We start from the raw sequence: 25,388 nt of genomic DNA, 5'->3' as shown, positions 1-25,388 counted from the left end.
AGTGGCGTTCTGAAGCGGTGTTCTGAAGCGTTCGAGTATGAGCCAAGAGTGAAGGTTCAGTACAAATGACTGGTACAAACTTTGCTGTGTCGTGGTGCGTCGATCGGTGGCAGTGCGCTGTTGCCGGGCGTGAAACCGGGCAAACCTTGGTCCGGATAATGAAGGTTCATGTCAGCCCATCGACCTTGTGCGCCAAAGCGGTTCACCGACCTGCCGGATCAGTGACTGCGTGGTCGCAACTTGGTGCATGAAATGTGCGCATGAACCGCTTTGGTGCCTTTTTCAGCCTCGGGTCTGCCTTCTCATGGAAAATCTGCAAAGCGCTGTGGACACGCTGGTCCACAGTTCCAACACGTTGTTCATTCTGATCGGTGCGGTCATGGTGCTGGCCATGCACGCCGGTTTCGCGTTTCTGGAGGTCGGAACAGTTCGCCAGAAAAACCAGGTCAATGCCCTGTCGAAGATTCTCAGCGACTTCGCGGTGTCGACCCTGGCCTATTTCTTTATAGGCTATTGGCTTTCGTACGGAGTGACCTTCCTGCAACCGGCGGCGGTACTCAGTGCCGATCATGGTTATGGACTGGTGAAGTTTTTCTTCCTGCTGACCTTTGCGGCGGCGATCCCGGCGATCATCTCCGGCGGCATCGCCGAGCGGGCGCGCTTTGTCCCGCAATTGTGCGCCACGGCGCTGATCGTTGCGTTCATCTACCCGTTTTTCGAAGGCATGATCTGGAACGGCAACTACGGTGTGCAAGCCTGGCTGACCGCGCAATTCGGTGCAGCCTTCCATGACTTTGCAGGTTCGGTGGTGGTGCATGCCATGGGCGGCTGGCTGGCGTTGGCGGCAGTGCTGCTGCTCGGGCCGCGCAACGGACGCTATCGCGATGGCAAGCTGGTGGCGTTCGCGCCGTCGAGCATTCCGTTTCTGGCATTGGGGTCGTGGATTCTGATCGTCGGCTGGTTTGGCTTCAACGTGATGAGCGCGCAAACCCTGCAAGGGGTCAGCGGGCTGGTGGCGGTCAACTCGCTGATGGCCATGGTGGGCGGAACGGTGGCGGCGTTGATCGTCGGTCGCAACGACCCTGGCTTCCTGCACAACGGCCCGTTGGCGGGGTTGGTGGCGGTGTGCGCTGGTTCCGACCTGATGCATCCGGTCGGTGCGCTGGTAACCGGCGCGATTGCCGGTGCCCTGTTTGTCTGGTGCTTCACAGCGGCGCAGGTCAAATGGCGCATCGACGACGTGCTGGGTGTCTGGCCGTTGCACGGTCTGTGTGGCGTGTGGGGCGGCATTGCCTGCGGGATCTTCGGGTCGACCGCGTTGGGCGGGCTCGGTGGCGTCAGCCTGATCAGCCAGTTGATCGGCACCGCCCTTGGTGTGGCGGTGGCGCTCATCGGCGGTTTCGCCGTCTATGGTTCGATCAAGGCACTGCATGGTCTGCGCCTGAGCCAGGAACAGGAGTACTACGGCGCCGACCTGTCGCTGCACAAGATCGGCGCGGTGAGCCAGGACTAGGTCTCCTCATCGTCGGCTCCGGGGTAAAAACCGTGAAGCAGGCGATAACGATCGATACGCACCTGATCGACTTTCTCCTGCACCCGGTGCGCGGGGAACCCCAGCAGGATCAGGGCATGGGAACCGAGCATCAGGCTCGACTCCAGCAGTTCCGGCACCACTTCACTGGCGCCGGCTGCTTTCAGCTCGGCCGACTGGCTGTCGTCCCGGGTGCGCACCAGGATCGGCACTGTCGGGTTGAGGCGTCTTGCCTCCTTGAGAACCCGCAGAGCCACGTCGGCTTGATCCACAGCAATCACCAGCAACCTGGCGCGCAGCAAACCGACGGCGGTCAACAGATCGCCGCGGGTTGAATCGCCGTAGTGGACGTCGCGCTCGGCGTTGGCGGCTTCCTGGATCCGCACCGGATCGTTGTCCAGCGCGACGTAGGTTTGCCCGGCATTGCGCATGAAACGCCCGATCGACTGACCGACACGGCCGTAGCCACAAATCACCACATGCCCGTCGAACCCCGCATTGAGGGCGCTGATTTCCTCGATCTGCGCTTCCTGGTTGGGTTTGCGGTGCAGGGCGGCGGCGATGCGCGGTGCGGCGCGTAACAGCAGGGGCGTCAGCAGCATCGAGCAGAAGGTGGCGGCGAGCAGCAGCGCACCGAGTTCGGCGGGGAGCAACCGGGTTTGCTGCATCTGTGCCATCAGGGCGAAGCAGAATTCACCACCCTGAGCGAGGGCGAGGCCGCTGCGCCAGGCCGTTTCACTGTCGCTGCCGCGCCATTTCACCAATAGCGCCACCACCAGGCCTTTGATCACCAGCAAACCCAGGGTCATGCCGATAATCAGCAGGCTGTGGCTGGCGAACAGTTGCAGGTCGATCAGCATGCCGATGCTGACGAAAAACAGTCCCAGCAGAATGTCGCGAAACGGCCGGATGTCGGCCTCGATCTGATGCCGGTAATGGCTCTCGCCCAGCAGCATGCCCGCGAGGAACGCGCCGAGGGCCGGAGACAGGCCCAGCAGGTGGGTCAGCCAGGCCGTCAGCAGCACAATTACCAGTGCCAGCAGTACGAACAGCTCCGCCGAGCGGGACGCCGCGACTTCCTGAAACAGGCGGGGAAGCAGCCAGCGGCTGGCCAGCAACAAACCGAAAAACAGCAACACGGTCTTCAGCAAGGTCAGAGGCAACGCCCAGTACCAGGCCTGATCACTGCTGCCGGCGAACACCGGCACCAGCGTCAGCAGCAATACGGCCACCACATCCTGAAACAACAGAACGCCGACTGCGTTCTGGCCGTGGCTGCTGAAGATTTCGCCGAGGCTGCTCAGTTCCTTGGTCACAATCGCCGTGGATGACAACGACAGGCCAGCGCCCAGCAGCAAGGCCGGGGTGGCGGGCATGCCCAGGAGCATCAGCACGCTCCCAAGCAGCAGGGTGGTTATCAGCACCTGCTGGCTGCCCAGGCGGAAAACCACCTTGCGCAGGGCAATCATTTTCGACAGGGAGAATTCCAGCCCCAGGGAAAACAGCAGAAAAACCACGCCCAGCTCGGCAAGGTCCGGCAAGTGTTCGCTTTCATTGATCCAGTCGAACGCCTTCGGCCCGACCATCAATCCCACGCACAGGTAACCCAGCACAGGTGGCAGGCGCAGGCGACGGAACAGGGCAATCATCACCAGGGATGACGCCAGAATGATCAGCAGATTGGCAAACACAAGACACTCCGGAACAGGTCAGGCTCTTCAAGCGTAGAGGTAAAAAACACCGGAGCATCGCGTAAACGGCAATTTTGTGGGCTGATTTACATCAGGGTTTTGCGAAGAGCGGATTTGAGCCCGGTGGGCAGGTCGACGGGCCTTGCGGGCAGGCCTAGAATGAGCACTCGTTTTCTGGGGTTGAGCGCACATGCTTCCTGAATGCCAGTTGTTCGGCACCCTGGGGTGCCATTTGTGTGCAGTCGCCGAGGCTGAACTGATGCCTTTTGTCGAGCATGGCCTGCTGGTGGAACTGGTGGATATTGCTGACGATGAGTCGTGGTTCGAGGCTTACAGCCTGCGGATCCCGGTCTTGCGCAGGGTCGATACCGGCGCGGAACTGGGGTGGCCGTTCAGTGCCGATCAGGTGGTGGCATTCCTGCTTTAATGGTCTTTTCCCTTCAGCGTTGATGGCGCTCGTCACCTTCGCTCAATCACGACTTGGCACTTTTCGGGTTATTCGGTTACTGTATGCGCATACAGTAATTGAGTTGGCCTGCCATGCCGTTTTCGGGCATTCGCCAGGGCAAGCCGGATGTCAGAGGGAGTCACCGTGGTCAATGTCGAACAGTTGAAAAGCAGCGTGAACGGGATGTCGGTTGACGTGGTGCGCGAGGCCGTCCACGAATTGCGCCTGGACGGTCTGGTCACGGAAGGCAAGACTCCCTTCAACAAGCTGCATTTCAATACGTGCTTTGCCGAGATCGAGGCCTTGTTTCAGCGCGCCGGTTATCACAAGCAACTGGATGTGGTCGGTTATCAGGGACTGTTGTACGCCTTGTACGACCCAGGCCGCTGGGAGGCCGTCGATGTTCTGCGCTGGCTCAAGGAATTCACCGAGGCGGCGGCGCTCAAATCGATCCCCGCCTGATTCTGCGCTAGGTCTGCTGCGCCCGGTGTTGGATAATGCCGCTCTGCTTTGAAGGTTCGAGTTCTCTGTATGTCCAGTACCCCCACGTTTTCCGCCGCACTGAATCAGGCCAGCACGCTGTATCTGCCCCCCGGCAACTGGCGGACAGTGCTCGACTGCCTGTGTGAGCATTTCAGTGCCATCGGGCGCGATCAATGGCTGGATCGGATTGCCCGGGGCCGGGTGCTGGATGGTCAGGGGCGGCCGATCGCGCTGGATTTGCCCTACAGGGAAGGGCTGCGCATTCACTACTTTCGTGAAGTGCCGGATGAAAAACCGATTCCGGTAGTTGAGTCGATTCTGTATGCGGATGACCATCTGGTGGTGGCGGACAAGCCGCATTTCCTTCCGGTGACCCCGGCAGGCGAGTACGTCGAACAGACGCTGCTTCGCCGATTGATCCGGCGCCTGGACAATCCCCATCTGGTGCCGCTGCATCGGATTGACCGGCACACGGCCGGGCTGGTGATTTTCTCGGCCAACCCACAGACGCGGTCGGCATATCAGTCGCTGTTCCCCACCCGGCAGATTGAAAAACGCTATGAAGCCATTGCGGCCGCGTTACCTGGGCTGGACTTTCCGTTGGTACACAAAAGTCGTCTCGTCGATGGCGAACCTTTCTTCCGCATGAAGGAGGGGGCGGGTGCAAGTAACACCGAAACGGCGGTGGAGGTGCGTGAAAGGAATGGTGATCTCTGGCGCTACGGCCTGTATCCGGTGACCGGCAAGAAGCATCAGCTGCGAGTACACATGACGGCGCTGGGGGCGAGCATCTGCAATGATCCGTTTTATCCCGACGTGCTCAAAGACGTTGAGGATGACTACGCCAATCCGCTGAAACTTCTGGCGCAAGGCCTGCGATTCATCGATCCGGTTACGGGGCAGCCCCGCGAGTTCGAGAGCCGCATCACGCTGGACTGGTGATCCCGCTATCGATTGTTTTCGGTCAGACACGAAAAAGCCCGCATATTGCGGGCTTTTCTGTATCGGGTGTCGAACTGAAGAATTAAAGCTCTTTGACAGTACGAACCTGATCCTTGTTGATGCGAGTGTGCTTGCCGTCCAGTTGTTCGAACTCGTAGAAGCCCGAATCTTCATCATATTTAGGGGCGTCGACAGCCTGGATTTCGCGACCGTCATTCAAGGTGATCACTGTTGGCGAGGCGCAACCGGCGAGGGTGGCGAGGCCCAGTGCGAGCATGAAAGTGGCGAGGGTCCGTTGAGTCATGAGTGTGTCTCCGAAGGGAAATTCTTTTGGTTACTGAGCTTGAGACGTATACAAGGCGTGCAAGTTCCTTGAGTGCTGTCAGTCTGACACAGTGTTGTGCGAACTCAACAGTTCAGGGGTGTTGAGATTGGCCAGGCGTGGGTCGTTGTCAGGGCAAACCAGGGCTTGGGCATCAAGAGTGCGCATCAGCCGGCCGGGGCTGCGTTCTCCAGCGTTCCAGGCGTTTTCGAAGGCGGGCAGGAGTGCCACGGGGATTACGCAAAGCAGCGGTTCCCAGTGATCGTCATGGCGCAACATTAAAGGTTTTTCAGAATTCAGACTGGCCGCCTCGCGCATGCTCTGCAGCAACGCAAGGTCGATGCGCGGGACATCGCAGGGCAGTACCAGCAGGTGGGTGTGGCGCGCGGCTTTCAAGCCGGCACGAATGCCGGCCAACGGACCGGGAAAATCTTCCTCGTCATCGCCTACCAACTGGTCGGCAAATGGCGCATAGCGTTCACGATTGCGGTTGCAGGAGATGATCAGATCATCGGTCAACGACCGAACTTTACGATGAAGATGCGCGATCAACGGTTCACCGTGCCATTCCACGAGCCCCTTGTCCTTGCCGCCCATGCGCTGGCCGCGCCCACCCGCCAGTAACAGAATGGAGCAAGGTGGTAATGGCGTGTTCGAGGTCATGGCAACTCTCCGCGGGGGCGGCGAAAAAAGGGGGCGCTGTGATATAACACCGGGCTGTTTCTCCTACAACTGGACGAGCCTATGAAAGCCAAGGCTGATGTACCTTTCGCACCGCTCAATATCGCAGTGCTGACGGTCAGCGACACCCGAACCCTGGAAACCGATACCTCCGGCCAGGTCTTCGTCGACCGTCTGACGGCCGCCGGCCATCATCTGGCGCAGCGCGTGCTGCTCAAAGATGACCTGTACAAGATCCGTGCGCAAGTTGCCCACTGGATTGCCGAAGACGTCGTGCAAGTCGTGCTGATTACCGGAGGCACCGGTTTTACCGGTCGCGACAGTACACCGGAAGCCGTTGCCTGCCTGCTGGACAAACAGGTCGATGGTTTTGGTGAGCTGTTTCGCCAGATATCGGTTGCCGACATCGGCACCTCCACCGTGCAATCCCGAGCTCTGGCGGGATTGGCCAATGGCACGCTGGTCTGCTGCCTGCCAGGTTCGACCAATGCAGTGCGCACCGGTTGGGATGGCATCCTGGCCGAGCAACTGGACTCACGTCACCGCCCTTGCAATTTCGTTACTCATTTGAAAAAGGCAGCGCCTTGTGAATCCCGTGGGTAAGCCGGGCAAGACCGGCAGCCTCATGCCTGTTGAAGAGGCATTGGCGCGTTTGCTGGAAATGGCCGAAACCTCGCGGATTGTCGAGTGCGAGTCTTTGCCACTGGCGCAGATTCACGGGCGGGTGCTGGCGCAGGATCTGATTTCGACGCTGGATCTGCCGCCATGGCCGAACAGCGCCATGGACGGATATGCCTTGAATCTGGTCGACTGGACCGGCGAGCCGTTGCCGGTCAGTCAGAAGATTTTCGCCGGTCAGGCACCGGAACCTTTGAAACCGGGCACCTGTGCCCGGATCTTTACCGGCGCGCCGGTGCCTGCGGGGGCCGACTGTGTCGAGATGCAGGAAAACGTCGAGATTCATGCCGATGAGCGCGTGAGTTTCATCGAAACGATGGTGGCCGGGCAGAACATTCGTCCACAAGGCCAGGAAACGACCGTCGGTGAATTGGTCTTGTCCGCAGGAACTCGGCTCGGTCCGATCGAGCTGGGGCTGGCTGCATCGCTGGGTTGTGCAGGGCTTGAGGTCGTTCGACAGGTTCGTGTGGCGGTTTTGTCCACCGGAGACGAGTTGGTCGAGCCGGGCACGACGTTGGGGCCGGGACAGATCTACAACAGCAACCGGGTGCTGTTGTGCAGCTGGTTGCAGCGCCTGGGATGTGAAGTGTTTGATGCCGGTATTCTGCCTGATGACCTGCTCACTACCCGTGCGAAACTCGGGGAGCTACAGGATGTAGACCTGATTCTGTCGACCGGTGGGGTATCGGTCGGAGAGGCGGATTTCCTCGGAATCGCATTGAGGGAAGAAGGCGAGCTGACACTCTGGAAGCTGGCAATCAAACCTGGCAAGCCATTGACGGTCGGGCATTTTCGCGGTGTCCCGGTGATTGGATTGCCGGGTAATCCTGCCTCGACACTGGTGACTTTCGCCTTGTTGACCCGACCTTATCTGTTACGTCGCCAGGGCGTGCAGGATGTCGAGCCGCTGAAGTTTTCGGTACCCGCAGGATTTGTCTGGCCCCATGCCGGTAACCGCCGTGAATTTCTGCGAGGGCGTCTGGAGCAGGGGCAAGCGATTATCTACCGTAACCAGAGTTCGGGCGTTCTGCGCAGCGCTGCCTGGGCCGAGGGGCTGGTGGAGGTACAAGAGGGACGAGTCCTGGCCGAGGGAGACCTGGTGCCATTCATTCCACTCAGCGAGCTTCTCGGTTGATCGCAGGTATTTGAAAGGCAGGCACAGTGGTTACACGATGCCTGCCTTTCTGCCAGTCAACGACTGATCAGTGCAACGAGCTGGTCAAACCGGCTATTGGCAATCCAGCCCACCAGTCCGAGCACCATCGCTGTCGCACCTGCCGAGTAGGCAAGGCGGTGCTTGATGGCTTTGACGTCTCCTCTGACTTCGTCCATGTCGCGTCGAATGTACTTGAGGTGAGTTTCCAGCTCGGTGATACGCGGTTCCATATTGTTTTCTCCGGTATTTCTGGCGCTGCATTTGAATTCGTCTTTGAGGCTGGCGCGACTTTCGGAGAGAGAGGCAACCGGACTCACGGCTAGTCCTGCTTCATGGCTTTGCATGGAAACGTCCACCTGCTGCAGTGGGGGGCTCTTGGCAAATGCCGAAATGCAAAATATCGAAAGTCCTGAACCTGTTTCCACTCATTACATGCACATCCTTGTGTAATTGAATTGAAGATCACTAACGCCGACACACGTTGTACCAATGGCCGGGCCGGGTCAATTGAGCCGATTCCTTACGTTCTGTACGAAAAAGTACCGGTATGTAGGACAAGGAGGGCGAGCTTCAGGAATTAATCAGAAAGAGTGCGACTTTTTTATCCCTCTTGAGGGTCAAGATGTTCCGTACCGATTTAATTCCGGGAGTAACCGCAATGAGTGAACGCAAGGCATTGTTGATTCTGCATGGCAAGCAGGCGCTCAACGAGGCGGTTCGTGCCGCTGTCGAGAACAAGCGAGAGCAAGGCTGGGAGCTGGCTGTACGTCTGACCTGGGAGGCCGGAGATGCGCAGCGGTTGGTGGAGGAGGCGCTGGCGGCGGGATACCGCCAGATCATCGCCGGCGGTGGGGATGGCACCCTGCGTGATATCGCCGAAGCGCTGGCGGCGCATCCGGGCAAAGCCAGTCTGGTGCTTTTACCGCTGGGAACTGCCAACGACTTTTCCCACGCGGCGAGTATCCCGTTGGAGCCGACCGAGGCGCTTGAGTTGCTTGAAGCGCCCGCCCACGACATCGATCTGGGTGAAGTCGGTGGGCAGATCTTCCTGAACATGGCGACCGGAGGATTCGGCAGCCAGGTAACGGCCAACACGTCGGAAGATCTGAAAAAGGTATTGGGTGGCGCAGCTTATCTGTTCACCGGTTTGACGCGGTTCAGTGAACTGCATGCCGCGTACGGTGAGTTGCAGGGGCCGGATTTCCATTGGCAGGGCGAGTTGCTGGCCCTCGGGATCGGCAATGGCCGTCAGGCCGGCGGCGGACACGTGTTGTGCCCCGAAGCGCTGGTGGACGATGGTCTCTTGGATATCAGCATCCTGCCGGCGCCGCAGGAGTTGGTTGGCACCCTGAAAAATCTGCTCAGCGACGGCTTCGGCATTGACAACATGTTTGTGCGCGCCCGTTTGCCATGGGTTGAAATCAAGGTCGCCGAAGGGCTTTACATCAATCTCGACGGCGAGCCCCTGGAGGGCGAAAGTTTGCGGTTTGCGGCGCGCCCCGGGGCGTTGCGTGTGCATTTGCCGAAGGGCTCGCCGCTGTTGAGTGCAACTCGTCGGCTCAGTCGTCCAGACTGATGATCTGTTCCCGCACGGCAAACAGCACCAGGCCTGCCACATCGTAGATCTGCAGGCGCTTCATGATCTGCGAGCGGTGGGTTTCGACTGTTTTGATGCTCAGGCCCAGGCCGTTGGCGATTTCCCGTGTGGACTTGCCACGCACGATCAGGCGCAGGATTTCCAGCTGGCGTGCGGTCAGGTTGTGCGACTCGGCGACTTCCGGCTGCTGTTTCAGATTGCGGGTCAGCGCCTGATTGATCACGGTATGGGCGATGGCGGGGCTCAAGTAGCGCTCGTTGTTGCGCAGAGCTTCGAGCGCATGTTCGAGTTCGGTGGCCGTGGTGTCCTTGAGCAGATAACCGTGAGCACCGGACTCCAGCGCCTGCATGATCAGCGCGGGGTCGGTGTGCATCGAAAGAATCAGCACTTTGGCGTGCGGACGCACTCGTTTGAGTCGCTGCAGGGCTTCCAGGCCGCCGGTTTCTTTCATGGAAATGTCCAGCAATACGATATCGGGGGACAGCAGCTCGACCATCTCGAGCAGCTGCGAGCCATCATTGGCCTCGCCGATGACTGCATAGCCGGGAATATCCAGCACCAGGGCACGCACGCCGGCCCTGATCAGCGAGTGGTCATCCACCAGAAGTAAGTTACAAGTCAACGCATAACCTTATTCGTACTGGCCCGCTCGAGTGCCCGGGGCGCCCAGGGGAATAGTGCTTCGATTTGAGTGCCTTTGCCCGGCTCGCTGGTCACATTGAGTGTGCCGCCCAGTTGCTCGATGCGCTCGGCCATCCCGGCCATGCCCCGCTGTCCTTCGCGGCCGGGATTCGCCGCCGGGGAAAAGCCCAGGCCATCATCGCTTATAAGCAGGGTCAAGCCCTGTGGCAGGCGTTGCACGCGAATCAGCAGGTTTTTGGCCTGTGCGTGACGAAGGATGTTGGTCACGGCTTCCTGAGTGATGCGAAAGGCTGCGACGGCCATCTCTTCGGGGATTCCATTCAGGCGCTGCTGGCAGTCCAGACTCCAGTGCACCGAAGTATTGGCCAATACCTTGACCAGGTGCGCACGCAGGCTCGCTTCCAGACCCAGACTGGTCAGTTGCCGCGGGTTGAGAATGGCCGAAACGTCGCGCACCTTGTTGAGGGTTTCTTCCAGCGTCTCGCAAAGTACCGAACAGTGTTCCTGCATCTCCGCGGGCAAGCGACGCTTGAGCCATTCGCTTTGCAGCTTGGCGGCGGTCAGCAACTGGCCGATATCGTCATGCAGTTCGCGGCTCAGGCGATGGCGCTCGTTTTCCTGGACTTCCAGCAAACGGTCGGCCAGTTCCTGAGGCTGGAATTTGATGGATTTGCGCGACAGGCGATGTTGTGTCCAGACGCAGCCGGCAGCCGCCACGTTGATCAGCAACAGGCCGAGTGACAGCGGCGCGGAGGCGCCATAGCTCAACAGACTGCCCAAGGCTGAAACCGTGCACAGCAGGAGTGTGAACCTGCGGGCATTTTCTCGGGAGGGAGGCCATGTGGTGATCGACTTGAGGCTGGCGTACATAGCGGATGGAGCCAATGGATGTTCGCTGCGGGCAGACCGTCAGAAGGGCTGGCGGTCTCTGTCTGGAAAACGTTTGCTCAGGTTGTTGATTTCATAACGGTTCAGTGATCGATAATTGAGCGCCAACTTCGGTGGCAACCCATCATTGAAGTCACAATGCCATTAATTGAAGCAACTAACGGGCTGCATAATACCACTTAACATACCGTTGGTCGCGTTTGCCAATATGTCCAAAGAGTCAGGAAACAGGCCATGTTGGACGAGAGTTCCATAATGGAAAAGTTGAAATATCCGACTCGATATTATCGATGCAGCAGCAAGTTACTTTTGCACAGGAAAACCCTGACATCAGCAGAAGGCAGTCAGCATTCATCAAGCGTAATTATTTATTGGAGGATGTCGCAGGCAGGCATGAACTATTCAATTGCGACTTTCGTCTGTGAGAAATGACGGGCCCGAACAGCCCACGGTATGCCCGATTACGCTTGGCGCTCCGACCAGGTTACGAGGGACATCGGCTTGCCATTGAGCGGCAATTGGAAGTGAGTCTGCCCCACCTGGCAGGCAAAGGCTTCGATCAGCGTCACCTGTTCGCTTTCATCCAGGCCCAATTGGCCGGTGCTTGGGTCGATCAGTTCCAGTTGCCAGGCCATCAGGGTGAAGCAATCCTTAAGTGCTTCCAGGGCCTGTGCATGCAAATCCACGTGACCCTGCACCTGGTTGAGCAAGCCATGCAGGTGCAGGGAGAATTCGGATACCGCCTCCAGCCCCAGGGCATCGGCCTTGTTCGCCAGCTTGAGGAGGGTGCTGAGCATGCAGTCGATGGCGTCCTTGTCATTGCTGATCAGCTGCAGATGGCTGAGGCATTCTTCGGACTTGGCCAGGAGCGTTTCAGCCTCGACAAGGAATTCGGGGAAGCGCTGCGTCCAGTCACTACGGTCGTTCGGCATGCTTATCTCCACCACGTCATGTCTGATGAGGGAATGCCGTGTGTGTCGACGATCATGAACCGTCGCGAGACCGCGCCCCGGTGTGCATTGGCACAGACCTGGGGTTTCAAGAGGATGTGTTTCCACTGAACTGCGATCGCACACAATAGCCTGACTCCGTTCATGCAATGAGAATGGCGTCACATTAATGGCTATTGGATATCGCGAACATCAGGTTGGGCCTGATTGTTCCTAGGGGATTCCCTTAGGCACGGGAACCTGTGGCGCAAATCGGGGTCGCGCCGAGAAGAATGTAGCAGATGATTTCACCGGGCCAGTAAAGCATGATGTTAATGTGACATCAATGCCTGCCAATGGCATTTTTGTTGGTGATTTTGGACGGGATCAAGATCCGCCAGATTCAGCCGATAACCCCCAATAGTGAATTCATCAGAACAAGCCCAGGAGTCATTGATGGCCGGCATTCTCGACACGGTAGACCAACGCACGCAACTGGTGGGTGAGAATCGCCTGGAAATTCTCATGTTTCGACTGGCCGGGCGCCAATTGTTCGCGATCAACGTGTTCAAGGTGCAGGAAGTCCTGCAATTGCCGAAGCTGACTTTGATGCCCCAGCGTCACCCGTTTGTCTGCGGTGTGGTCAACCTGCGCGGCCAGACGCTGCCGGTGATCGACCTGTCCCAGGCGATCGGCATGCGACCGTTGGTGCCGGGTCCGAACAGCACGATCATCGTCACAGAGTACAACCGCTCGGTGCAGGCGTTCCTCGTCGGTGGCGTGGACCGCATCGTTAACATGAATTGGGAAGCCATTCTGCCGCCGCCGACCAGTGCCGGTCGCCAGCACTACCTGACTGCCATCAGCAAGGTCGACGATCAACTGGTGGAAATCATCGACGTCGAGAAAGTCCTCGCCGAAATCGTGCCGTACAACGCCAAGGTCTCCCGGGACAAACTGGACGACCCGGTGCTGGAACGTGCCCGTGGCCGCGAAGTGTTGCTGGTGGACGACTCCAACGTGGCGCTCTCGCAATTGCGCGACACCCTCGGCCAGTTGGGCGTGAAGATGCACATCGCCAGCGACGGCCTGAAAGCCCTGAACATGCTCAAGGCCTGGGCCGATACCGGGGTGAACATGACCGACAAACTGCTGATGGTGTTCACCGACGCCGAAATGCCGGAAATGGACGGCTATCGCCTGACCACCGAAATCCGCAACGACCCGCGCCTGCGTGGCCTGTACGTGGTGTTGCACACTTCTCTGTCCGGCAGTTTCAACGACTCGATGGTGAAAAAGGTCGGCTGCGACAATTTCCTCTCCAAGTTCCAGCCGGACAAACTGGTTGATGTGGTGCGCCAGCGTCTGATGCTTGACGAAGTGCCGGCCTGATCCACAGGTCGAGGCTGACCCTGCGTCAGCCTTTGATTCGCTGACAAAGCTCGTATAGGGTGGCGTTTTTGACCCACCAGGGAGCTGGCCATGCTGCGTCTGAGCGCGCTTTATCGTTACCCGTTGAAATCCGCCAAGGGTGAGGTCCTGCAAGGGATCGGCCTGGACAAACTGGGGCTTGAGGGTGACCGACGCTGGATGCTGGTGGATGAGGCCAGCGGGCGGTTCCTGACCCAGCGTGCCGAAGCGAAAATGAGCCAGCTCTCCGCGTTGTGGAATGCCAGCGGCGGGCTGACGCTCAGCGCGCCGGGGCATTCGGCAATGGATGTCGCCTTGCCCGGCAGCGACGACGACCTGCGTGGCGTGACCATCTGGCGTGACACCCTGCGTGTGCCGGATGCCGGTGAAGAGGCGGCCCGCTGGGTCAGCGATTTCATCGGCAAGCCAACCCGACTGGTGCAAGTGCCGCTGGATCGCGCCCGGACGACCCAGGCCGGGTACGGCAACGACGATGACCAAGTGGCATTCGCCGATGGTTTCCCGCTGTTGCTGATTGGTGAGGCCTCGCTGCAACACCTGTCGCAGGAAGTCGGGCGTCCGCTGGAAATGCTGCGGTTCCGGCCGAATCTGGTGATCGAAGGCAGTGACGCATACGCCGAGGATGGCTGGAAGCGGATTCGTATCGGCGATGTCGAGTTCCGCGTGGTCAAGTCCTGCTCGCGGTGCATTCTCACCACGATCGATCCGCAGACCGGTGAGCGCAGCGCTGACCGCGAACCACTGGCGACCTTGCAGAAGACCCGTGCTCAGGCCGATGGCGCGATGTTCGGCCAGAACCTGGTCAACGACGGCAACGGCCGGCTTGAGGTCGGCATGCCGGTAGAAATCCTCGAATAACCCGCCAGAAACGAAAAATGCCCGTGTCCCTGGACACGGGCATTTTTTATGACCGCCGAAAACCGTGGTTTCAGCCGCGGTATTCGCACAGGTAAGCGGTGTCGACGGCCACTTTCAGCTGGAACTTGCTGTTGGCGGGCACGTTGAACTGGCTGCCAGCGGCGAAGGTTTCCCAGTCGCTGCTGTCCGGCAGTTTGACGGTCAGGGCGCCCGAAACCACGTGCATGATTTCACGCTGGCTGGTGCCGAATTCGTATTCGCCCGGGGCCATGACGCCGATGGTCGCAGGGCCTTCAGCGGTGCCAAAAGCGATCGACTTGACGGTGCCGTCGAAGTACTCGTTGACTTTAAACATGGGCGATTCCTCTCGAAAAGGGCTTAAAAAGGGTCAAAAAGGTCGGCCAGTATGCACAAGGCTTCTGGCGCCGTCACCTGCGCTAGAGTGGCAGCACCAACGGCAATAACCGGGCGGTATTGCGTGCATCTTCCAACGCACGGTGCTGCTGACCGGTGAACTGCATCCCCGCCAGTTGCAACGCGCCATTGAGGCCCAGAGGCCGTTCGAGGCGCCGGGCCTTGGCAAAGCGCTGTTTGAGGTTCATGTGCGGCACCCGGCTCAGGGCGCTGTCGAGTTGCAGACGCTGCCATTCCTGAAGCAATTGCTTGCGGTCGTAATCGCCCCAGCTGGCCCAGCCTTCAAGGCGCGTCTGGTGCTGACCGAGCCAGCGCTCGAAGGCCGGCCAGACCTCGCTCAACGGCTGCGCCGCGTCGATGTTGGCCTGGGTGATGTGCGTGAGTTCGCGGCAAAAGGGCGTCAACAAGGGGCGCCGCGTCGGTTTGACGAAGCGCTGAAAGTGATCCTGCTCGCGACCCGCGCGATCCACCAGGGTCGCGCCGATCTCGATGATCTCCATTTCCGTAACCGGCCAGCCACCCTCATCGGTGGTGGCTTCCAGATCTATGACCAGCCAATGGGGCATCGCAGGGTTCCTGATTTCCGCGTCCTGATTATTCAGAGCGTAGTCAAACCTTGCGGATGCGCGCGGCGACTACTCGACCTGCAACAGAACCTGACGATTTTTTACCTGATCGCCGACCTTGACCTGCACCCGCTTGAGCACGCCGTCGATGCCGGCCTTGAGCGGGTGCTCCATTTTCATCGCTTCCAGCACCACCAGCAGCTGGCCCTTGCTGACCGGGCTGCCTTCGCTGACGAGCACATCGATGATGGCGCCATCCATCGGCGCTTTCAACGTGCCGGAACTGACGCTGGTCTGACTGTCGATCACCGCATGAGTTCGGTCCACCAGATGCAGGCTGCCGGGGTGGGTGAACAGCCAGAGCTGGTCGTTGTGCAGGCGATAGGCATGGCGCTGGCGCAGGCCATCGATTTCCAGTGTCACGGCCCCGGCGGTGTGCTCGACCAGCGTGAGTTTGATGACACGTTCGGCGACCTGCACTTCAAACGCCTTGTCCGGACTGGTACGCAGTTGCACATTCCAGTCGCGGGCGTCGAGGCCGATTCGATAAAGCAACGGTGCACCGACATTGTTGCGCCATCCGGACAGCGGGGCGCGGTGTTGCTGTGCGGCGGATTGGTAAAAAATCACCGCCGCGATGGCCAGCTCTTCGGCACTGGGCGAATAGGCGTGCAGGCAATCGTGATCGGCGAAATGTTGAGGGATGAAGCCAGTGCCGAATTCCCCGCTGATGAACTGCGGATGCTGCAACAGGCTGGCGAGCAAGCGCTGATTGCTCTGCACGCCCAGCAACACGCTGTCCTGCACCGCACACAACAGTTTGCGCCGGGCCTCTTCACGGGTCGCGCCGTGGGCGATCAGTTTGCCGAGCATCGGGTCGTAGAACGGTGAAATCGACTGTCCTTCAATCAGGCCGTGATCGATCCGCGCACCGCGATCCAGTGCCGGCGCCCAGGCTTCGACACGCCCGGTCTGCGGCAGAAAACCCTGGGCCGGATCTTCGGCGTAGAGACGCACTTCCATCGCGTGACCATCGAGTTTCACCTGCGCTTGGGTCAGCGGCAGCGGTTGGCCCTCGGCGACCGACAGTTGCCACGCCACCAGATCCAGCCCGGTGATCAATTCAGTCACCGGATGCTCGACCTGCAACCGGGTGTTCATCTCCAGAAAGTAGAACTGGCCGCTGGCGTCGAGGAGAAATTCCACGGTGCCGGCGCCCACGTAGTTCACCGCACGCCCGGCCTTGAGTGCCGCTTCGCCCATCGCCTGGCGCAGTTCCTCGTTCATCACCGGGCACGGCGCTTCTTCGATGACTTTCTGGTGGCGACGCTGTATCGAACAGTCGCGCTCGCCGAGGTAGATCAGGTTGCCGTGATGGTCGCCGAACAGCTGCACCTCGACATGGCGCGGCTCGATCAACGCCTGTTCGAGGATCAGTTCATCACTGCCGAAACCGTTCAATGCTTCCGAGCGGGCGGTGCGCAATTGCGCCGGCAGTTCCTCGGCGCTGTGCACCAGTCGCATGCCGCGCCCGCCACCGCCGGCGCTGGCCTTGATCATCAGCGGGTAACCGATGCGCTCGGCCTCTCGGGCCAGGGTCGCATCATCCTGCTCGGCGCCTTGATAGCCGGCGATGCAGGGGACGCCGGCGGCGAGCATGGCGATTTTCGATTGGCGTTTGCTGCCCATCAGTTCGATGGCTTCGACGCTGGGGCCGATGAAGGTCAGGCCGGCCTGTTTGCAGGCGCGGGCGAACTCGGCATTTTCCGAGAGGAAGCCGTAGCCTGGGTGGATGGCGTCGGCGCCGCTGCGCCGGGCGGCGTCGAGAATGGCCGGGATGTTCAGGTAGGACTGTTGCACGGGTGCCGGACCGATGTTCACGGCGTCGTCCGCCATTTGGACATGCAGTGCGTCAGCGTCGGCATCGCTGAAAACGGCGACGGTGCGATAACCGAGGGCCTGGGCGGTGCGCTGGATGCGGCAGGCGATTTCACCGCGGTTGGCGATCAGGATTTTGTGGAGGGCGGGCATGGTGGTTTTCCTGAATATTGGCGGTGGATTGAAGGGCCTCATCGCGGGCAAGCCCGCTCCCACAGGGTCAGGTGCTCCATCCGGGTTTGCGCTTTTGCACAAACGCCATCGTGCCTTCGATGCCCTCGGCCCCGGTCACCGCGGCGCTGAACCACTGCGCGGCTTCGTCCAGCAATTCACTCGACGGCTGGCCGGCGCTGGCCAGCAGCAGTTTTTTCGTCACGGCATTCGCTTCGGGGGCGCAACACAAGACATGATCGAGCACTTCATCCAGCCGCTCGGCGAGCGCCTGCGGGTCCTGCTCGACAAAATGCACCAGCCCCAGACGCCGGGCCTGATGGCCGTCGAAACGGGCGGCGGTCAGGGCCAGGCGTCGGGTCTCGGTCAGGCCGATGCGCTGCACCACGAACGGCGCGATCTGCGCCGGCAGCAGGCCGAGGCTGGTTTCCGGCAAACCGAATTGCGCCTGGTGATCGGCTATCGCGATATCGCTGACACAGGCCAGCCCGAAGCCACCCCCGAGCACTGCGCCTTGCAGCACGGTGATCAGCACTTGCGGTGCGTGCTGTGCTTCTTCCAGCAACGATCCGAACGCTCGGTTCAGGTCGCGATAGGCATCACTGCCCTGAGCGCGGGCGTTGGCCATGTCCTTGATGTCGCCGCCGGCGCAGAAATGCCCGCCGGCACCGCTGAGCACCAGTGCGCGGACGCTGCGGTCATCGCACACGCTGGCCAGCACGGCGCGCAACTCGGCGACCATTTGCAGGCTCATGGCGTTGCGGCTGTCCGGGCGATTGAGGGTGATGTGCAACACGCCGTTGTGCCGCTCCAGCAGCAGCGTCTGGCAATTGGGCAGGGCGCTCATTTCTTTTTCCCCGGCAGGATGCCCATCAGTTTGCAGATGATCCCCAGCATGATTTCGTCGGCGCCGCCGCCAATCGACACCAGCCGCACGTCGCGGTAGGCGCGGGCTACCGGGTTGTCCCACATGAAGCCCATGCCGCCCCAGTATTGCAGGCAACTGTCGCTGACTTCGCGGCCGAGGCGCCCGGCCTTGAGCTTGGCCATCGAGGCCAGTCGGGTGACGTCCTGGCCTTTGACGTATTGCTCGGTGGCCTGATAGACCAGCGCCCGCAGGCATTCGATCTCGGTCTGTAGTTCGGCGAGGCGGAAGTGGATCACCTGATTGTCGATCAGCGCGTTGCCGAAGGTTTTGCGTTCCTTGCAGTACTCGATGGTGCTGTCGACGCAGTATTCCAGGCCCTTGATCATGTTGGCCGCGCCGAACAGACGTTCCTCCTGGAACTGCAGCATCTGCATCATGAACCCGGCGCCTTCATGGCCGATGCGATTGCGCTGGGGCACGCGCACGTTGTCGAAAAACACCTGGGCGGTTTCCGAGCTGCGCATGCCGAGCTTGTCCAGGTGCGAACTGAGGCTGATGCCCGGCGCGTTCATCGGCACCATGATCAGCGATTTGTTGATGTGCGGTTTGTCGTCCGAGGTGTTGGCCAGCAGGCAGATGAAGTCGGCGCTCGGCGAGTTGGTGATCCACATTTTGCTGCCGTTGATCACGTAGTCGTCGCCATCCTTGCGCGCGGTAGTCTTGAGCCCGGCGACATCGGAGCCGGCGCCGACTTCCGAGACGCCGATGCAGCCGACCTGCTCGCCGGTGATGGCCGGGCGCAGGAATTCTTCGCGCAGTTCATCGGAGCCGAAACGGGCGAGGGCGGGAGTGCACATGTCGGTTTGCACGCCGATCGACATCGGAATGCCGCCGCAGTGGATGGTGCCGAACTCTTCGGCGGCGACGATCGAATAGCTGTAATCCAGACCCATGCCGCCGAATTTTTCCGGCTTGGAAATCCCCAGCAGACCGAGGTCGCCGGCCTTGCGGAAAATCTCGTGGATCGGAAAGCGCCCGGCCTTTTCCCATTCATCGACATGGGGGTTGATCTCGTGCTCGACGAACTGGCGGACTGTACGGCGCAGTGCTTCGTGTTCCGGGGTGAAGATCATTTTTATTGTTCTCCTTTAATCCGTGGCGATCAGAACCGGCTGACGCCGAAGCTGTTGGGTTGCAACGTGCGGATATCGGCTTCGTGGCAGATGTCCAGCAGGTAACCGAGCAGGGTGCGGGTGTCGCGTGGATCGATCAGCCCGTCGTCCCACAGGTTGGCGCTGCCGTAGAGGGCGGTGGACTGGCTGTCGAGTTTCTGCGCGGTGACCTGCTCCAGCATGTCGAGCATTTTCGGATCGGGCACCAGACCGTCCTTGAGCTGTTTGGCTTCGGTGACGATGCGCAGCACCTTGCCGGCCTGGGCGCCACCCATCACCGCCGTGCGGCTGTTGGGCCAGGCGAAGATGAAGCGCGGATCGAGCCCGCGTCCGCACATCGCGTAGTTGCCTGCGCCGTAGGAGCCGCCGACCACGATCGTCAGTTTCGGCACCCGTGCATTGGCCACGGCCTGGATCAATTTGGAGCCGTGCTTGATCACGCCGTGCTGTTCCGATTCGGTGCCGACCATGAACCCGGTGGTGTTGTGGAAAAACAGCAGCGGCGTCTGGCTCTGGTCACACAGTTGAATGAACTGCGCCGCCTTGCTCGCGCCGTTGGGCGTGATCGGGCCGTTGTTGCCGATGAAACCGCAGGCGCGCCCCTGAATCTTCAGGTGGCCACAAATGGTCTGCTGATCGAACTCGCCCTTGAACTCCAGGAAGCGCGATTCGTCGGCGATCCGCGCAATGATTTCGCGCACGTCGTAGGGTTTTTTCGGGTCGTCCGGGATCAGCCCGAGCAGTTCGTCGATGGGGTACAACGGCTCCTTGAATGGCGGCTCAGGCAGCCACGGCAGTTGCTCGTTCCAGTTCAGCAGGCTGACGATTTCCCGCACCTGACGCACGCCGTCGGCATCGTTTTCGGCCAGGTATTCGGCGGTGCCGGCGACTTGCGCGTGCATCTCGGCGCCGCCCAGTTCTTCGTCGGTGGCGACTTCACCGGTCGCCGCTTTAAGCAATGGGGGACCGGCGAGAAACAGCTTGGCCTTGCCGCGCACCACCACCACATAATCCGACAGCCCCGGCTGATAGGCACCGCCAGCGGTGGCTGAGCCGTGCACCACGGTGATCTGCGGCAAACCCATGGCCGACATCCGCGCCTGATTGGCAAAACTGCGCGCGCCTTCGACGAAAATTTCCGCCGCGTAGTTGAGGTTGGCGCCGCCACTTTCGGCGAGGGTGATCACCGGCAGTTTGTTTTCCTGGGCGATCTGTTGCAGGCGCAGGGATTTTTTCAGGCCTGACGGGGAAATCGTTCCGCCCTTGATCGCGCTGTTGTTCGCCACGATCAAGGCGCGCACGCCGGACACGTAACCGATGCCGGCGATCAAGCCGCCACCGGCCGAACTGCCGTCCTTGTCGTCGTGCAGTTTATAGCCGGCCAGGCTCGCCAGTTCGAGGAATGGCGCGCCGGGGTCGAGCAACAAATTCAGGCGTTCGCGGGGCAACAGTTGTCCACGTTTATCGAATTTCGGCTTGGCCTCGGTCGCCTTGTTCAGCAGGTTCTGTTCGAGTTGCTGGACTTGCTCGATGGCGGTGAGCATCGCTGCGCGGTTGCGGGCGAAGGCTTCGCTGTGCGGGTCGAGTCGGGATTGAATGACCGGCATGGCTTACTCCTTGTCCTTCAAGACATCCGGCATATAGGCCCGGTGAAAACCGTTGAAGGATTCGCTGTGGGTCGCCTTGTGCAACGGCCAGGCGCGACTGCCCAGGCTGGCCGCACCGTCGATGCGCAAGGTGCTGCCGCTGATGAACGCGGCAGCCGGGCTGAGCAGAAACACGATCGCCGCGCTGACTTCCGATTCGGTGCCGATGCGCTTGAGCGGCACGTGTTCGCGCAAGGTCGGGATCACCGCTTTGAACGCGCCTTCGTAAGTGTCCATGCCGCTGGAAGCGATCCAGCCCGGCGCCACTGCATTCACCCGAACACCGGCATAACCCCATTCGAACGCCGCCGTTTTGGTGAAGTTGTCCATGCCCGAACGGGCGGCGCCGGAGTGGCCCATGCCGGGCATGCCGCCCCACATGTCGGCGAGCATGTTGACGATGTTGCCGCCGTGTTTGCTCATCGACTGATTGAATACCTCGCGGGCCATCAGGAAACCGCCGACCAGATTGGTCCGCAGCACGGTTTCGAAACCTTTCTGATTGATCGAGGCCAGGGGCGAGGGGTACTGGCCGCCGGCATTGTTGACCAGCCCGTGGATCGGCCCGTGTTCACGGATCAGTTCGCTGACCAGCGCCTTCACCGCTTCTTCGTCACGGATATCGCAGGCCTTCCAGCTCGCCCGACCGCCGTCCTCGGCAATTTCGGCGGCGACGGTTTGCAGCTTTTCCGGCTTGCGTCCGACCAGCACCACGTTGGCCCCGAGCGCCGCCAGTTCATGGGCGGTGCAACGCCCGATGCCACTGCCGCCCCCGGTGACGATGACGGTCTGGCCGCTGAATAGGTCAGCCCTGAAAATCGATTCGAACGCCATGGTGCCAATCCTCTAGTCGAACTGTTCGGCGATGCTCTGCGGCACCGGGATCTGGATTTCCAGTAGTTGTTGGGCGAAGGCTTTGCCTTGCGGGTCGATGCGCAGGCTCGCCACGCCGCCGCCACCGAGGGCGTTTTCCAGCAGGAAGTTGAGGCTGTGGGTGCCCGGCAGATACCAGCGTTCGACCCGGCCGTGAATCGGATCGAGGACATGGTTCATCCAGTCAACGACCACCGCCGGGGTCAGTGCTTCAGCGATCCACGGCAGGTATTCGGGACGGCGTGGCATGACGCCGATATTGCTGTGATTGCCTTTGTCGCCGGAGCGCGCCACGGCCAGTTTCACCAATGGCACGCTCGCGTCGGCGCGGCCCTGGGGTTTGGGCGTTTCATGGGGCAGGGGCAGATCCTGACTGTCGAGGGCGGTGGGGGCGGGGAGGGCGAACGGGTGAGGTTCGCCGGCGATGTCGATCTGCAATGTGCAGGCGCTTTTGTCGATCAGGAACGAGAACAGCCGGATCAGCGGATACACCGTCGGCCGCCCGCCGACGATACCGGTGAGGCCCGGCGCCATGCCGGTGGCGGCCTGGGCGATCTCCCGGGAGAACAGGATCAAGGCTTGTTTGTTCGGGTGGCGCACGGCGAGTTTGATCACCACTTCGCGACTGTCCCGGCGCTGACCGTGAGGGCCGTAGGTGGCTTCGCTGCCGAGCAGTTCGACGTGGGTTTCGGTGTAGGGCCCCAATCCTTTCTGGTCGAGCATTTCCGAGGTCTTGTCGAGGATCGCCTGGCTGACGCGCCGGGCTTTTTCCACGGCATCGATGCCGGCGATCAGGCAACTGGCGGTGCAACGGAAACCGTCCGGATACGTTGCGCTGACCTTGTATTGGTCGCTGGGTGGCAAGCCTTTGGCGCCGTGGACCCGGACGGCGTTCTTGCCTTGTTGCTGGAGTTTTACCTGGCTGAAATCGCAGACCACATCGGGTAGCAGATAAGCCTGCGGATCACCGATTTCGTAGAGCATCTGTTCGCCGACCGTCAGCGGCGTGACCAGTCCACCGGAGCCCTCGGGTTTGCTGACGATGAACTGACCGTCGGCGCTGACCTCGACGATCGGGAAACCGATGTGTTCGTAGTCCGGCACGTCGCGCCAGTCGGTGAAATTACCGCCGGTGCACTGCGCGCCACATTCGATGATGTGCCCGGCCAGGGCGGCTTGCGCGAGTTTGTCGTAGTCGTGCCACGACCAGTCGAATTCATGCACCAGCGCGCCGCTGACCACTGCGCTGTCGACCACCCGGCCGGTGATGACGATGTCGGCGCCCAGGCGCAGTGCTTCGACAATGCCCGGCGCGCCGAGGTAAGCGTTGGTCGACACGCACATCGGCGGCAGCGGGGCGCCGCTGAACATTTCCGTGATGCCTTGGGTGGCGAGTTGTTTGAACTGGGGTTGCAGGTCATCGCCTAGAAGCACGGCGATCTTCAGCGCCACGCCAGCCTTGTCGCAGGCCGCTTGCAGCGCGGCGGCGCAGGCCTTTGGATTGACCCCGCCGGCATTGCTGATGACACGAATGTTCTGTTCGGCCAGTTGCGGCAGCAGGGGCGCGAGGACTTCGATGAAATCGCCGGCGAACCCGGCCTGCGGATCCTTCATGCGGGCGCCGGCCATGATCGACATGGTGATTTCGGCGAGGTAGTCGAAGACCAGATAATCCAGCTGTCCTCCGGCCACGAGCTGCGCGGCAGCGGTGGAAGTGTCTCCCCAGAATGCGCTGGCGCATCCGATGCGAACCGTGGTGGGCATTTTGATCTCCGGCTCAGGAACCTGTGACAGAAGTGCATCGAGGCTACCAAGCAAGCGCTTGGTTTGTAAACAGCTGAAATTATCTTCTGCCCAAGCGCTTGCTTGGTCACCGCCGGCGGCTTAAATTGCCCGCGCAACCCCGCCGTTTCTGCGGTGTGCGGCGCATTTGACTGATCGACTGTAGGAGAGAACGGGTGGACGAGCAAAAAGCCCTGAGGGTCATGCGTGAACTGGTAGACGCCGGCCAGCTGACCGATCCGGACAGCGCTCGCGGCAAATTGCTGCAAGTGGCGGCCCACCTGTTCCGCAACAAAGGCTACGAGCGCACCACCGTGCGCGATCTGGCCGGTGCCGTGGGGATCCAGTCCGGCAGCATCTTTCATCACTTCAAGAGCAAGGATGAAATCCTGCGGGCGGTGATGGAGGAAACCATCCGCTACAACACCGCGCTGATGCGCGCAGCCCTTGCCGATGCCGCCGATGTGCGCGAGCGGGTGCTGGCGCTGATCCGCTGCGAATTGCAGTCGATCATGGGCGGCAGCGGCGAGGCGATGGCGGTGCTGGTGTATGAATGGCGCTCGCTGTCCGAGGACGGTCAGGCCAAAGTGCTGGCGCTGCGCGACATCTACGAAGACCTCTGGCTGCAAGTGCTGGGCGAGGCCAAGGAGGCGGGGTTCATCCGTGGTGACGTGTTCATTACCCGACGTTTTCTCACGGGTGCGCTGTCCTGGACCACCACCTGGTTCCGTGCCGGCGGCAGCCTGAGCCTGGATCAACTGGCCGAAGAAGCGCTGATTCTGGTGCTCGAAGAGCGCTAGGCGCTTTCTATCGGGCCGGGAAACTGGCTAACTTGGCGAAACCGCCTAGCTTGAATGCAATGATCGGTACTTTTTCGGGGAGTGGGGTGTTTTGAAGTCTTCGCCAATTCGGACGGCCGCCGGGCTGATGCTCGCAGCGCTGGCTGCACTATGGGTATTGCCCGCTCCGGCGGCGCAGGTGGTTCGAGTGGGCGCGGCGCATTTTCCGCCCTACACCATTCGCCCGGAAAATGGCGCCGACACCGGCCTGCTGCCCGAGTTGGTCGCGGCTTTGAACAGCGCCCAGAGCGACTATCGCTTCGAACTGGTGCCCACCTCGATTCCTCGCCGGTTCGGCGATTTCAAGGACAGCCGCACTGACATGGCGATCTTCGAAAACCCTGAGTGGGGCTGGAAAGACATTCCCCACATCACCGTCGACATGGGGCTTGAGGACGCAGAGATTTTCGTCGCGCAGAACAAGCCCGGTCGCCAGCAGAATTACTTCGCCGATCTCAAGGGTAAACGGCTGGCGCTGTACAGCGGCTATCACTACGAATTCGCCAACTTCAATGCCGATCCCAAGTACCTCGCCGAAACTTACAGCGCCACGCTGACCTATTCCCACGACAGCAACCTGCTGATGGTCTTGCGCGGGCGCGCAGACATTGCGCTGGTGACCCGCTCGTACCTGTTCGATTACCTGCTGCGCAACGAAAAAGTGCGCGACGAGTTGCTGGTGTCCCAGCGCATCGACCAGATCTACCACCATTACGCGATTCTCAGTCCGAAGGCTCCGATCACCGGTGAAGCCTTCGGCAAGCTGCTGCAAGGCCTACGCGACAACGGGCAGATGCTGAAGATCTTCGATCCGTACAAGATTGCGGTGGTGCCGGTGCCGCATCAATGAGCTGCGGTTTTTCGCGTCCGGCCTAAATTTCCCGCCCCGGCTCACGTCCCAT

General features: G+C 60.7%; 26 protein-coding genes. 11 read left to right on the top strand and 15 right to left on the bottom strand.

The genetic code is table 11. The annotated features are described in order from the left end of the window. Window positions 1–304: 304 nt before the first annotated feature. Window positions 305–1,513: an ammonium transporter gene (locus tag PDR5_RS19985; protein WP_064598288.1), complete on the top strand. Its 1,209-nt coding sequence runs from the start codon at window positions 305–307 to the stop codon at window positions 1,511–1,513. Here PDR5_RS19985 and PDR5_RS19980 read toward each other — a convergent pair. Further along, window positions 1,510–3,222 carry a cation:proton antiporter gene (locus PDR5_RS19980; RefSeq protein WP_064598286.1) on the bottom strand — a complete coding sequence of 571 codons (1,713 nt, stop codon included), beginning with the start codon at window positions 3,220–3,222 and terminating at the stop codon, window positions 1,510–1,512. The genes PDR5_RS19985 and PDR5_RS19980 overlap by 4 nt on opposite strands. A gap of 190 nt (window positions 3,223–3,412) precedes the next feature. On the opposite strand from PDR5_RS19980, the gene PDR5_RS19975 reads away from it, so the two are divergent. From PDR5_RS19975 to PDR5_RS19965, 3 genes are all read left to right on the top strand, one after another. Further along, the gene (locus tag PDR5_RS19975; protein ID WP_064598283.1) at window positions 3,413–3,649 is read left to right on the top strand and encodes a glutaredoxin family protein; all 237 of its coding nucleotides are present in this window, start codon (window positions 3,413–3,415) and stop codon (window positions 3,647–3,649) included. 165 nt (window positions 3,650–3,814) lie between these two features. Next, window positions 3,815–4,132 (top strand): hypothetical protein, encoded by a 318-nt coding sequence (locus PDR5_RS19970; RefSeq protein ID WP_064598282.1) that lies wholly within the window; start codon window positions 3,815–3,817, stop codon window positions 4,130–4,132. 69 nt (window positions 4,133–4,201) lie between these two features. Then, a complete protein-coding gene (locus tag PDR5_RS19965) occupies window positions 4,202–5,095 on the top strand; it encodes a pseudouridine synthase (protein ID WP_064598279.1) in 894 nt (297 codons plus the stop codon). Between the two features lie 82 nt (window positions 5,096–5,177). Here PDR5_RS19965 and PDR5_RS19960 read toward each other — a convergent pair whose 3' ends face one another. Next, window positions 5,178–5,399, bottom strand: a complete 222-nt coding sequence (locus PDR5_RS19960; protein WP_039770418.1) for a YgdI/YgdR family lipoprotein — start codon at window positions 5,397–5,399, stop codon at window positions 5,178–5,180. A gap of 78 nt (window positions 5,400–5,477) precedes the next feature. After that, window positions 5,478–6,080: a molybdenum cofactor guanylyltransferase MobA gene (gene mobA, locus PDR5_RS19955; RefSeq protein WP_064598277.1), complete on the bottom strand. Its 603-nt coding sequence runs from the start codon at window positions 6,078–6,080 to the stop codon at window positions 5,478–5,480. A gap of 81 nt (window positions 6,081–6,161) precedes the next feature. On the opposite strand from mobA, the gene moaB reads away from it, so the two are divergent. Beyond that, the gene (moaB, locus tag PDR5_RS19950; protein WP_064598275.1) at window positions 6,162–6,701 is read left to right on the top strand and encodes a molybdenum cofactor biosynthesis protein B; all 540 of its coding nucleotides are present in this window, start codon (window positions 6,162–6,164) and stop codon (window positions 6,699–6,701) included. Further along, the gene (locus PDR5_RS19945; RefSeq protein ID WP_064598273.1) at window positions 6,685–7,911 is read left to right on the top strand and encodes a molybdopterin molybdotransferase MoeA; all 1,227 of its coding nucleotides are present in this window, start codon (window positions 6,685–6,687) and stop codon (window positions 7,909–7,911) included. Before moaB ends, PDR5_RS19945 begins: the two co-directional genes overlap by 17 nt. Window positions 7,912–7,967: 56 nt before the next feature. Here PDR5_RS19945 and PDR5_RS29915 read toward each other — a convergent pair whose 3' ends face one another. Then, a complete protein-coding gene (locus tag PDR5_RS29915) occupies window positions 7,968–8,276 on the bottom strand; it encodes a hypothetical protein (protein ID WP_172829499.1) in 309 nt (102 codons plus the stop codon). Window positions 8,277–8,590: 314 nt separating this feature from the next. Here PDR5_RS29915 and yegS point away from each other — a divergent pair, with 314 nt between their 5' ends. Then, window positions 8,591–9,508 carry a lipid kinase YegS gene (yegS, locus tag PDR5_RS19935; protein ID WP_064598268.1) on the top strand — a complete coding sequence of 306 codons (918 nt, stop codon included), beginning with the start codon at window positions 8,591–8,593 and terminating at the stop codon, window positions 9,506–9,508. Here yegS and PDR5_RS19930 read toward each other — a convergent pair. The 3 genes from PDR5_RS19930 to PDR5_RS19920 all read right to left on the bottom strand — a co-directional run bounded on the left by PDR5_RS19930 (window position 9,492) and on the right by PDR5_RS19920 (window position 11,991). Continuing rightward, on the bottom strand, window positions 9,492–10,151 hold the full coding sequence (locus PDR5_RS19930; protein ID WP_064598266.1) for a response regulator: 660 nt from the start codon (window positions 10,149–10,151) through the stop codon (window positions 9,492–9,494). The two genes, yegS and PDR5_RS19930, sit on opposite strands and share 17 nt — an antisense overlap. Then, on the bottom strand, window positions 10,148–11,041 hold the full coding sequence (locus PDR5_RS19925) for a sensor histidine kinase (protein ID WP_064598264.1): 894 nt from the start codon (window positions 11,039–11,041) through the stop codon (window positions 10,148–10,150). The genes PDR5_RS19930 and PDR5_RS19925 overlap by 4 nt, the downstream gene beginning before the upstream one ends. 479 nt (window positions 11,042–11,520) lie before the next feature. Further along, entirely contained in the window at window positions 11,521–11,991 is a 471-nt protein-coding gene (locus PDR5_RS19920; protein WP_064598262.1) for a hypothetical protein, read from the bottom strand. Between the two features lie 453 nt (window positions 11,992–12,444). Here PDR5_RS19920 and PDR5_RS19915 point away from each other — a divergent pair, with 453 nt between their 5' ends. Continuing rightward, window positions 12,445–13,380, top strand: coding sequence for a chemotaxis protein CheV (locus PDR5_RS19915; RefSeq protein ID WP_003226705.1), 936 nt, complete (start codon window positions 12,445–12,447; stop codon window positions 13,378–13,380). Window positions 13,381–13,470: 90 nt separating this feature from the next. Further along, window positions 13,471–14,277: an MOSC domain-containing protein gene (locus PDR5_RS19910; protein WP_064598260.1), complete on the top strand. Its 807-nt coding sequence runs from the start codon at window positions 13,471–13,473 to the stop codon at window positions 14,275–14,277. A 70-nt stretch (window positions 14,278–14,347) separates the two neighbouring features. Here PDR5_RS19910 and ppnP read toward each other — a convergent pair whose 3' ends face one another. The 8 genes from ppnP to PDR5_RS19870 all read right to left on the bottom strand — a co-directional run bounded on the left by ppnP (window position 14,348) and on the right by PDR5_RS19870 (window position 23,629). Further along, window positions 14,348–14,632, bottom strand: a complete 285-nt coding sequence (gene ppnP, locus PDR5_RS19905; RefSeq protein WP_007940055.1) for a pyrimidine/purine nucleoside phosphorylase — start codon at window positions 14,630–14,632, stop codon at window positions 14,348–14,350. Between the two features lie 82 nt (window positions 14,633–14,714). After that, window positions 14,715–15,257 (bottom strand): exonuclease domain-containing protein, encoded by a 543-nt coding sequence (locus tag PDR5_RS19900; protein WP_011335265.1) that lies wholly within the window; start codon window positions 15,255–15,257, stop codon window positions 14,715–14,717. Between the two features lie 69 nt (window positions 15,258–15,326). Continuing rightward, complete coding sequence (locus PDR5_RS19895) at window positions 15,327–17,288, bottom strand: acetyl/propionyl/methylcrotonyl-CoA carboxylase subunit alpha (RefSeq protein ID WP_064598258.1); 1,962 nt, start codon at window positions 17,286–17,288, stop codon at window positions 15,327–15,329. 67 nt (window positions 17,289–17,355) lie between these two features. Further along, entirely contained in the window at window positions 17,356–18,153 is a 798-nt protein-coding gene (locus tag PDR5_RS19890) for an enoyl-CoA hydratase/isomerase family protein (protein WP_064598256.1), read from the bottom strand. Beyond that, window positions 18,150–19,307, bottom strand: a complete 1,158-nt coding sequence (gene atuD, locus PDR5_RS19885; RefSeq protein ID WP_064598253.1) for a citronellyl-CoA dehydrogenase — start codon at window positions 19,305–19,307, stop codon at window positions 18,150–18,152. Before atuD ends, PDR5_RS19890 begins: the two co-directional genes overlap by 4 nt. Before the next feature lie 29 nt (window positions 19,308–19,336). Then, window positions 19,337–20,953, bottom strand: a complete 1,617-nt coding sequence (gene atuC, locus PDR5_RS19880; protein WP_064598251.1) for a geranyl-CoA carboxylase subunit beta — start codon at window positions 20,951–20,953, stop codon at window positions 19,337–19,339. Between the two features lie 3 nt (window positions 20,954–20,956). Next, a complete protein-coding gene (locus PDR5_RS19875; RefSeq protein WP_064598249.1) occupies window positions 20,957–21,826 on the bottom strand; it encodes an SDR family oxidoreductase in 870 nt (289 codons plus the stop codon). A gap of 12 nt (window positions 21,827–21,838) precedes the next feature. Continuing rightward, window positions 21,839–23,629: an acyclic terpene utilization AtuA family protein gene (locus PDR5_RS19870; RefSeq protein WP_064598247.1), complete on the bottom strand. Its 1,791-nt coding sequence runs from the start codon at window positions 23,627–23,629 to the stop codon at window positions 21,839–21,841. A gap of 194 nt (window positions 23,630–23,823) precedes the next feature. On the opposite strand from PDR5_RS19870, the gene PDR5_RS19865 reads away from it, so the two are divergent. Together PDR5_RS19865 and PDR5_RS19860 are read left to right on the top strand one after the other, a co-directional pair. Beyond that, window positions 23,824–24,447, top strand: coding sequence for a TetR/AcrR family transcriptional regulator (locus PDR5_RS19865; RefSeq protein WP_007955773.1), 624 nt, complete (start codon window positions 23,824–23,826; stop codon window positions 24,445–24,447). A 91-nt stretch (window positions 24,448–24,538) separates the two neighbouring features. Beyond that, window positions 24,539–25,336 carry a substrate-binding periplasmic protein gene (locus tag PDR5_RS19860; RefSeq protein ID WP_064598245.1) on the top strand — a complete coding sequence of 266 codons (798 nt, stop codon included), beginning with the start codon at window positions 24,539–24,541 and terminating at the stop codon, window positions 25,334–25,336. Window positions 25,337–25,388 lie beyond the last annotated feature (52 nt).

Origin of the sequence: Pseudomonas sp. DR 5-09 (assembly GCF_001655595.1) — a bacterium.
GTDB lineage: Bacteria > Pseudomonadota > Gammaproteobacteria > Pseudomonadales > Pseudomonadaceae > Aquipseudomonas > Aquipseudomonas pharyngis.
Note: the sequence above shows the minus strand (reverse complement) of the source record. Positions and strands in the feature narration are given on the sequence as shown.

Excerpts from the sequence above, each read along its gene's own strand:
- yegS (WP_064598268.1), top strand. The coding sequence starts at position 8,591 with ATGAGTGAACGCAAGGCATTGTTGATTCTGCATGGCAAGCAGGCGCTC.
- PDR5_RS19975 (WP_064598283.1), top strand. The coding sequence starts at position 3,413 with ATGCTTCCTGAATGCCAGTTGTTCGGCACCCTGGGGTGCCATTTGTGT.
- PDR5_RS19965 (WP_064598279.1), top strand. The coding sequence starts at position 4,202 with ATGTCCAGTACCCCCACGTTTTCCGCCGCACTGAATCAGGCCAGCACG.
- PDR5_RS19960 (WP_039770418.1), bottom strand. The coding sequence starts at position 5,399 with ATGACTCAACGGACCCTCGCCACTTTCATGCTCGCACTGGGCCTCGCC.
- PDR5_RS19900 (WP_011335265.1), bottom strand. The coding sequence starts at position 15,257 with ATGCCCCATTGGCTGGTCATAGATCTGGAAGCCACCACCGATGAGGGT.
- PDR5_RS29915 (WP_172829499.1), bottom strand. The coding sequence starts at position 8,276 with ATGCAAAGCCATGAAGCAGGACTAGCCGTGAGTCCGGTTGCCTCTCTC.
- PDR5_RS19920 (WP_064598262.1), bottom strand. The coding sequence starts at position 11,991 with ATGCCGAACGACCGTAGTGACTGGACGCAGCGCTTCCCCGAATTCCTT.
- atuD (WP_064598253.1), bottom strand. The coding sequence starts at position 19,307 with ATGATCTTCACCCCGGAACACGAAGCACTGCGCCGTACAGTCCGCCAG.
- moaB (WP_064598275.1), top strand. The coding sequence starts at position 6,162 with ATGAAAGCCAAGGCTGATGTACCTTTCGCACCGCTCAATATCGCAGTG.
- ppnP (WP_007940055.1), bottom strand. The coding sequence starts at position 14,632 with ATGTTTAAAGTCAACGAGTACTTCGACGGCACCGTCAAGTCGATCGCT.
- PDR5_RS19870 (WP_064598247.1), bottom strand. The coding sequence starts at position 23,629 with ATGCCCACCACGGTTCGCATCGGATGCGCCAGCGCATTCTGGGGAGAC.
- PDR5_RS19910 (WP_064598260.1), top strand. The coding sequence starts at position 13,471 with ATGCTGCGTCTGAGCGCGCTTTATCGTTACCCGTTGAAATCCGCCAAG.
- PDR5_RS19985 (WP_064598288.1), top strand. The coding sequence starts at position 305 with ATGGAAAATCTGCAAAGCGCTGTGGACACGCTGGTCCACAGTTCCAAC.
- PDR5_RS19895 (WP_064598258.1), bottom strand. The coding sequence starts at position 17,288 with ATGCCCGCCCTCCACAAAATCCTGATCGCCAACCGCGGTGAAATCGCC.
- mobA (WP_064598277.1), bottom strand. The coding sequence starts at position 6,080 with ATGACCTCGAACACGCCATTACCACCTTGCTCCATTCTGTTACTGGCG.
- PDR5_RS19925 (WP_064598264.1), bottom strand. The coding sequence starts at position 11,041 with ATGTACGCCAGCCTCAAGTCGATCACCACATGGCCTCCCTCCCGAGAA.
- PDR5_RS19875 (WP_064598249.1), bottom strand. The coding sequence starts at position 21,826 with ATGGCGTTCGAATCGATTTTCAGGGCTGACCTATTCAGCGGCCAGACC.
- PDR5_RS19890 (WP_064598256.1), bottom strand. The coding sequence starts at position 18,153 with ATGAGCGCCCTGCCCAATTGCCAGACGCTGCTGCTGGAGCGGCACAAC.
- PDR5_RS19915 (WP_003226705.1), top strand. The coding sequence starts at position 12,445 with ATGGCCGGCATTCTCGACACGGTAGACCAACGCACGCAACTGGTGGGT.
- atuC (WP_064598251.1), bottom strand. The coding sequence starts at position 20,953 with ATGCCGGTCATTCAATCCCGACTCGACCCGCACAGCGAAGCCTTCGCC.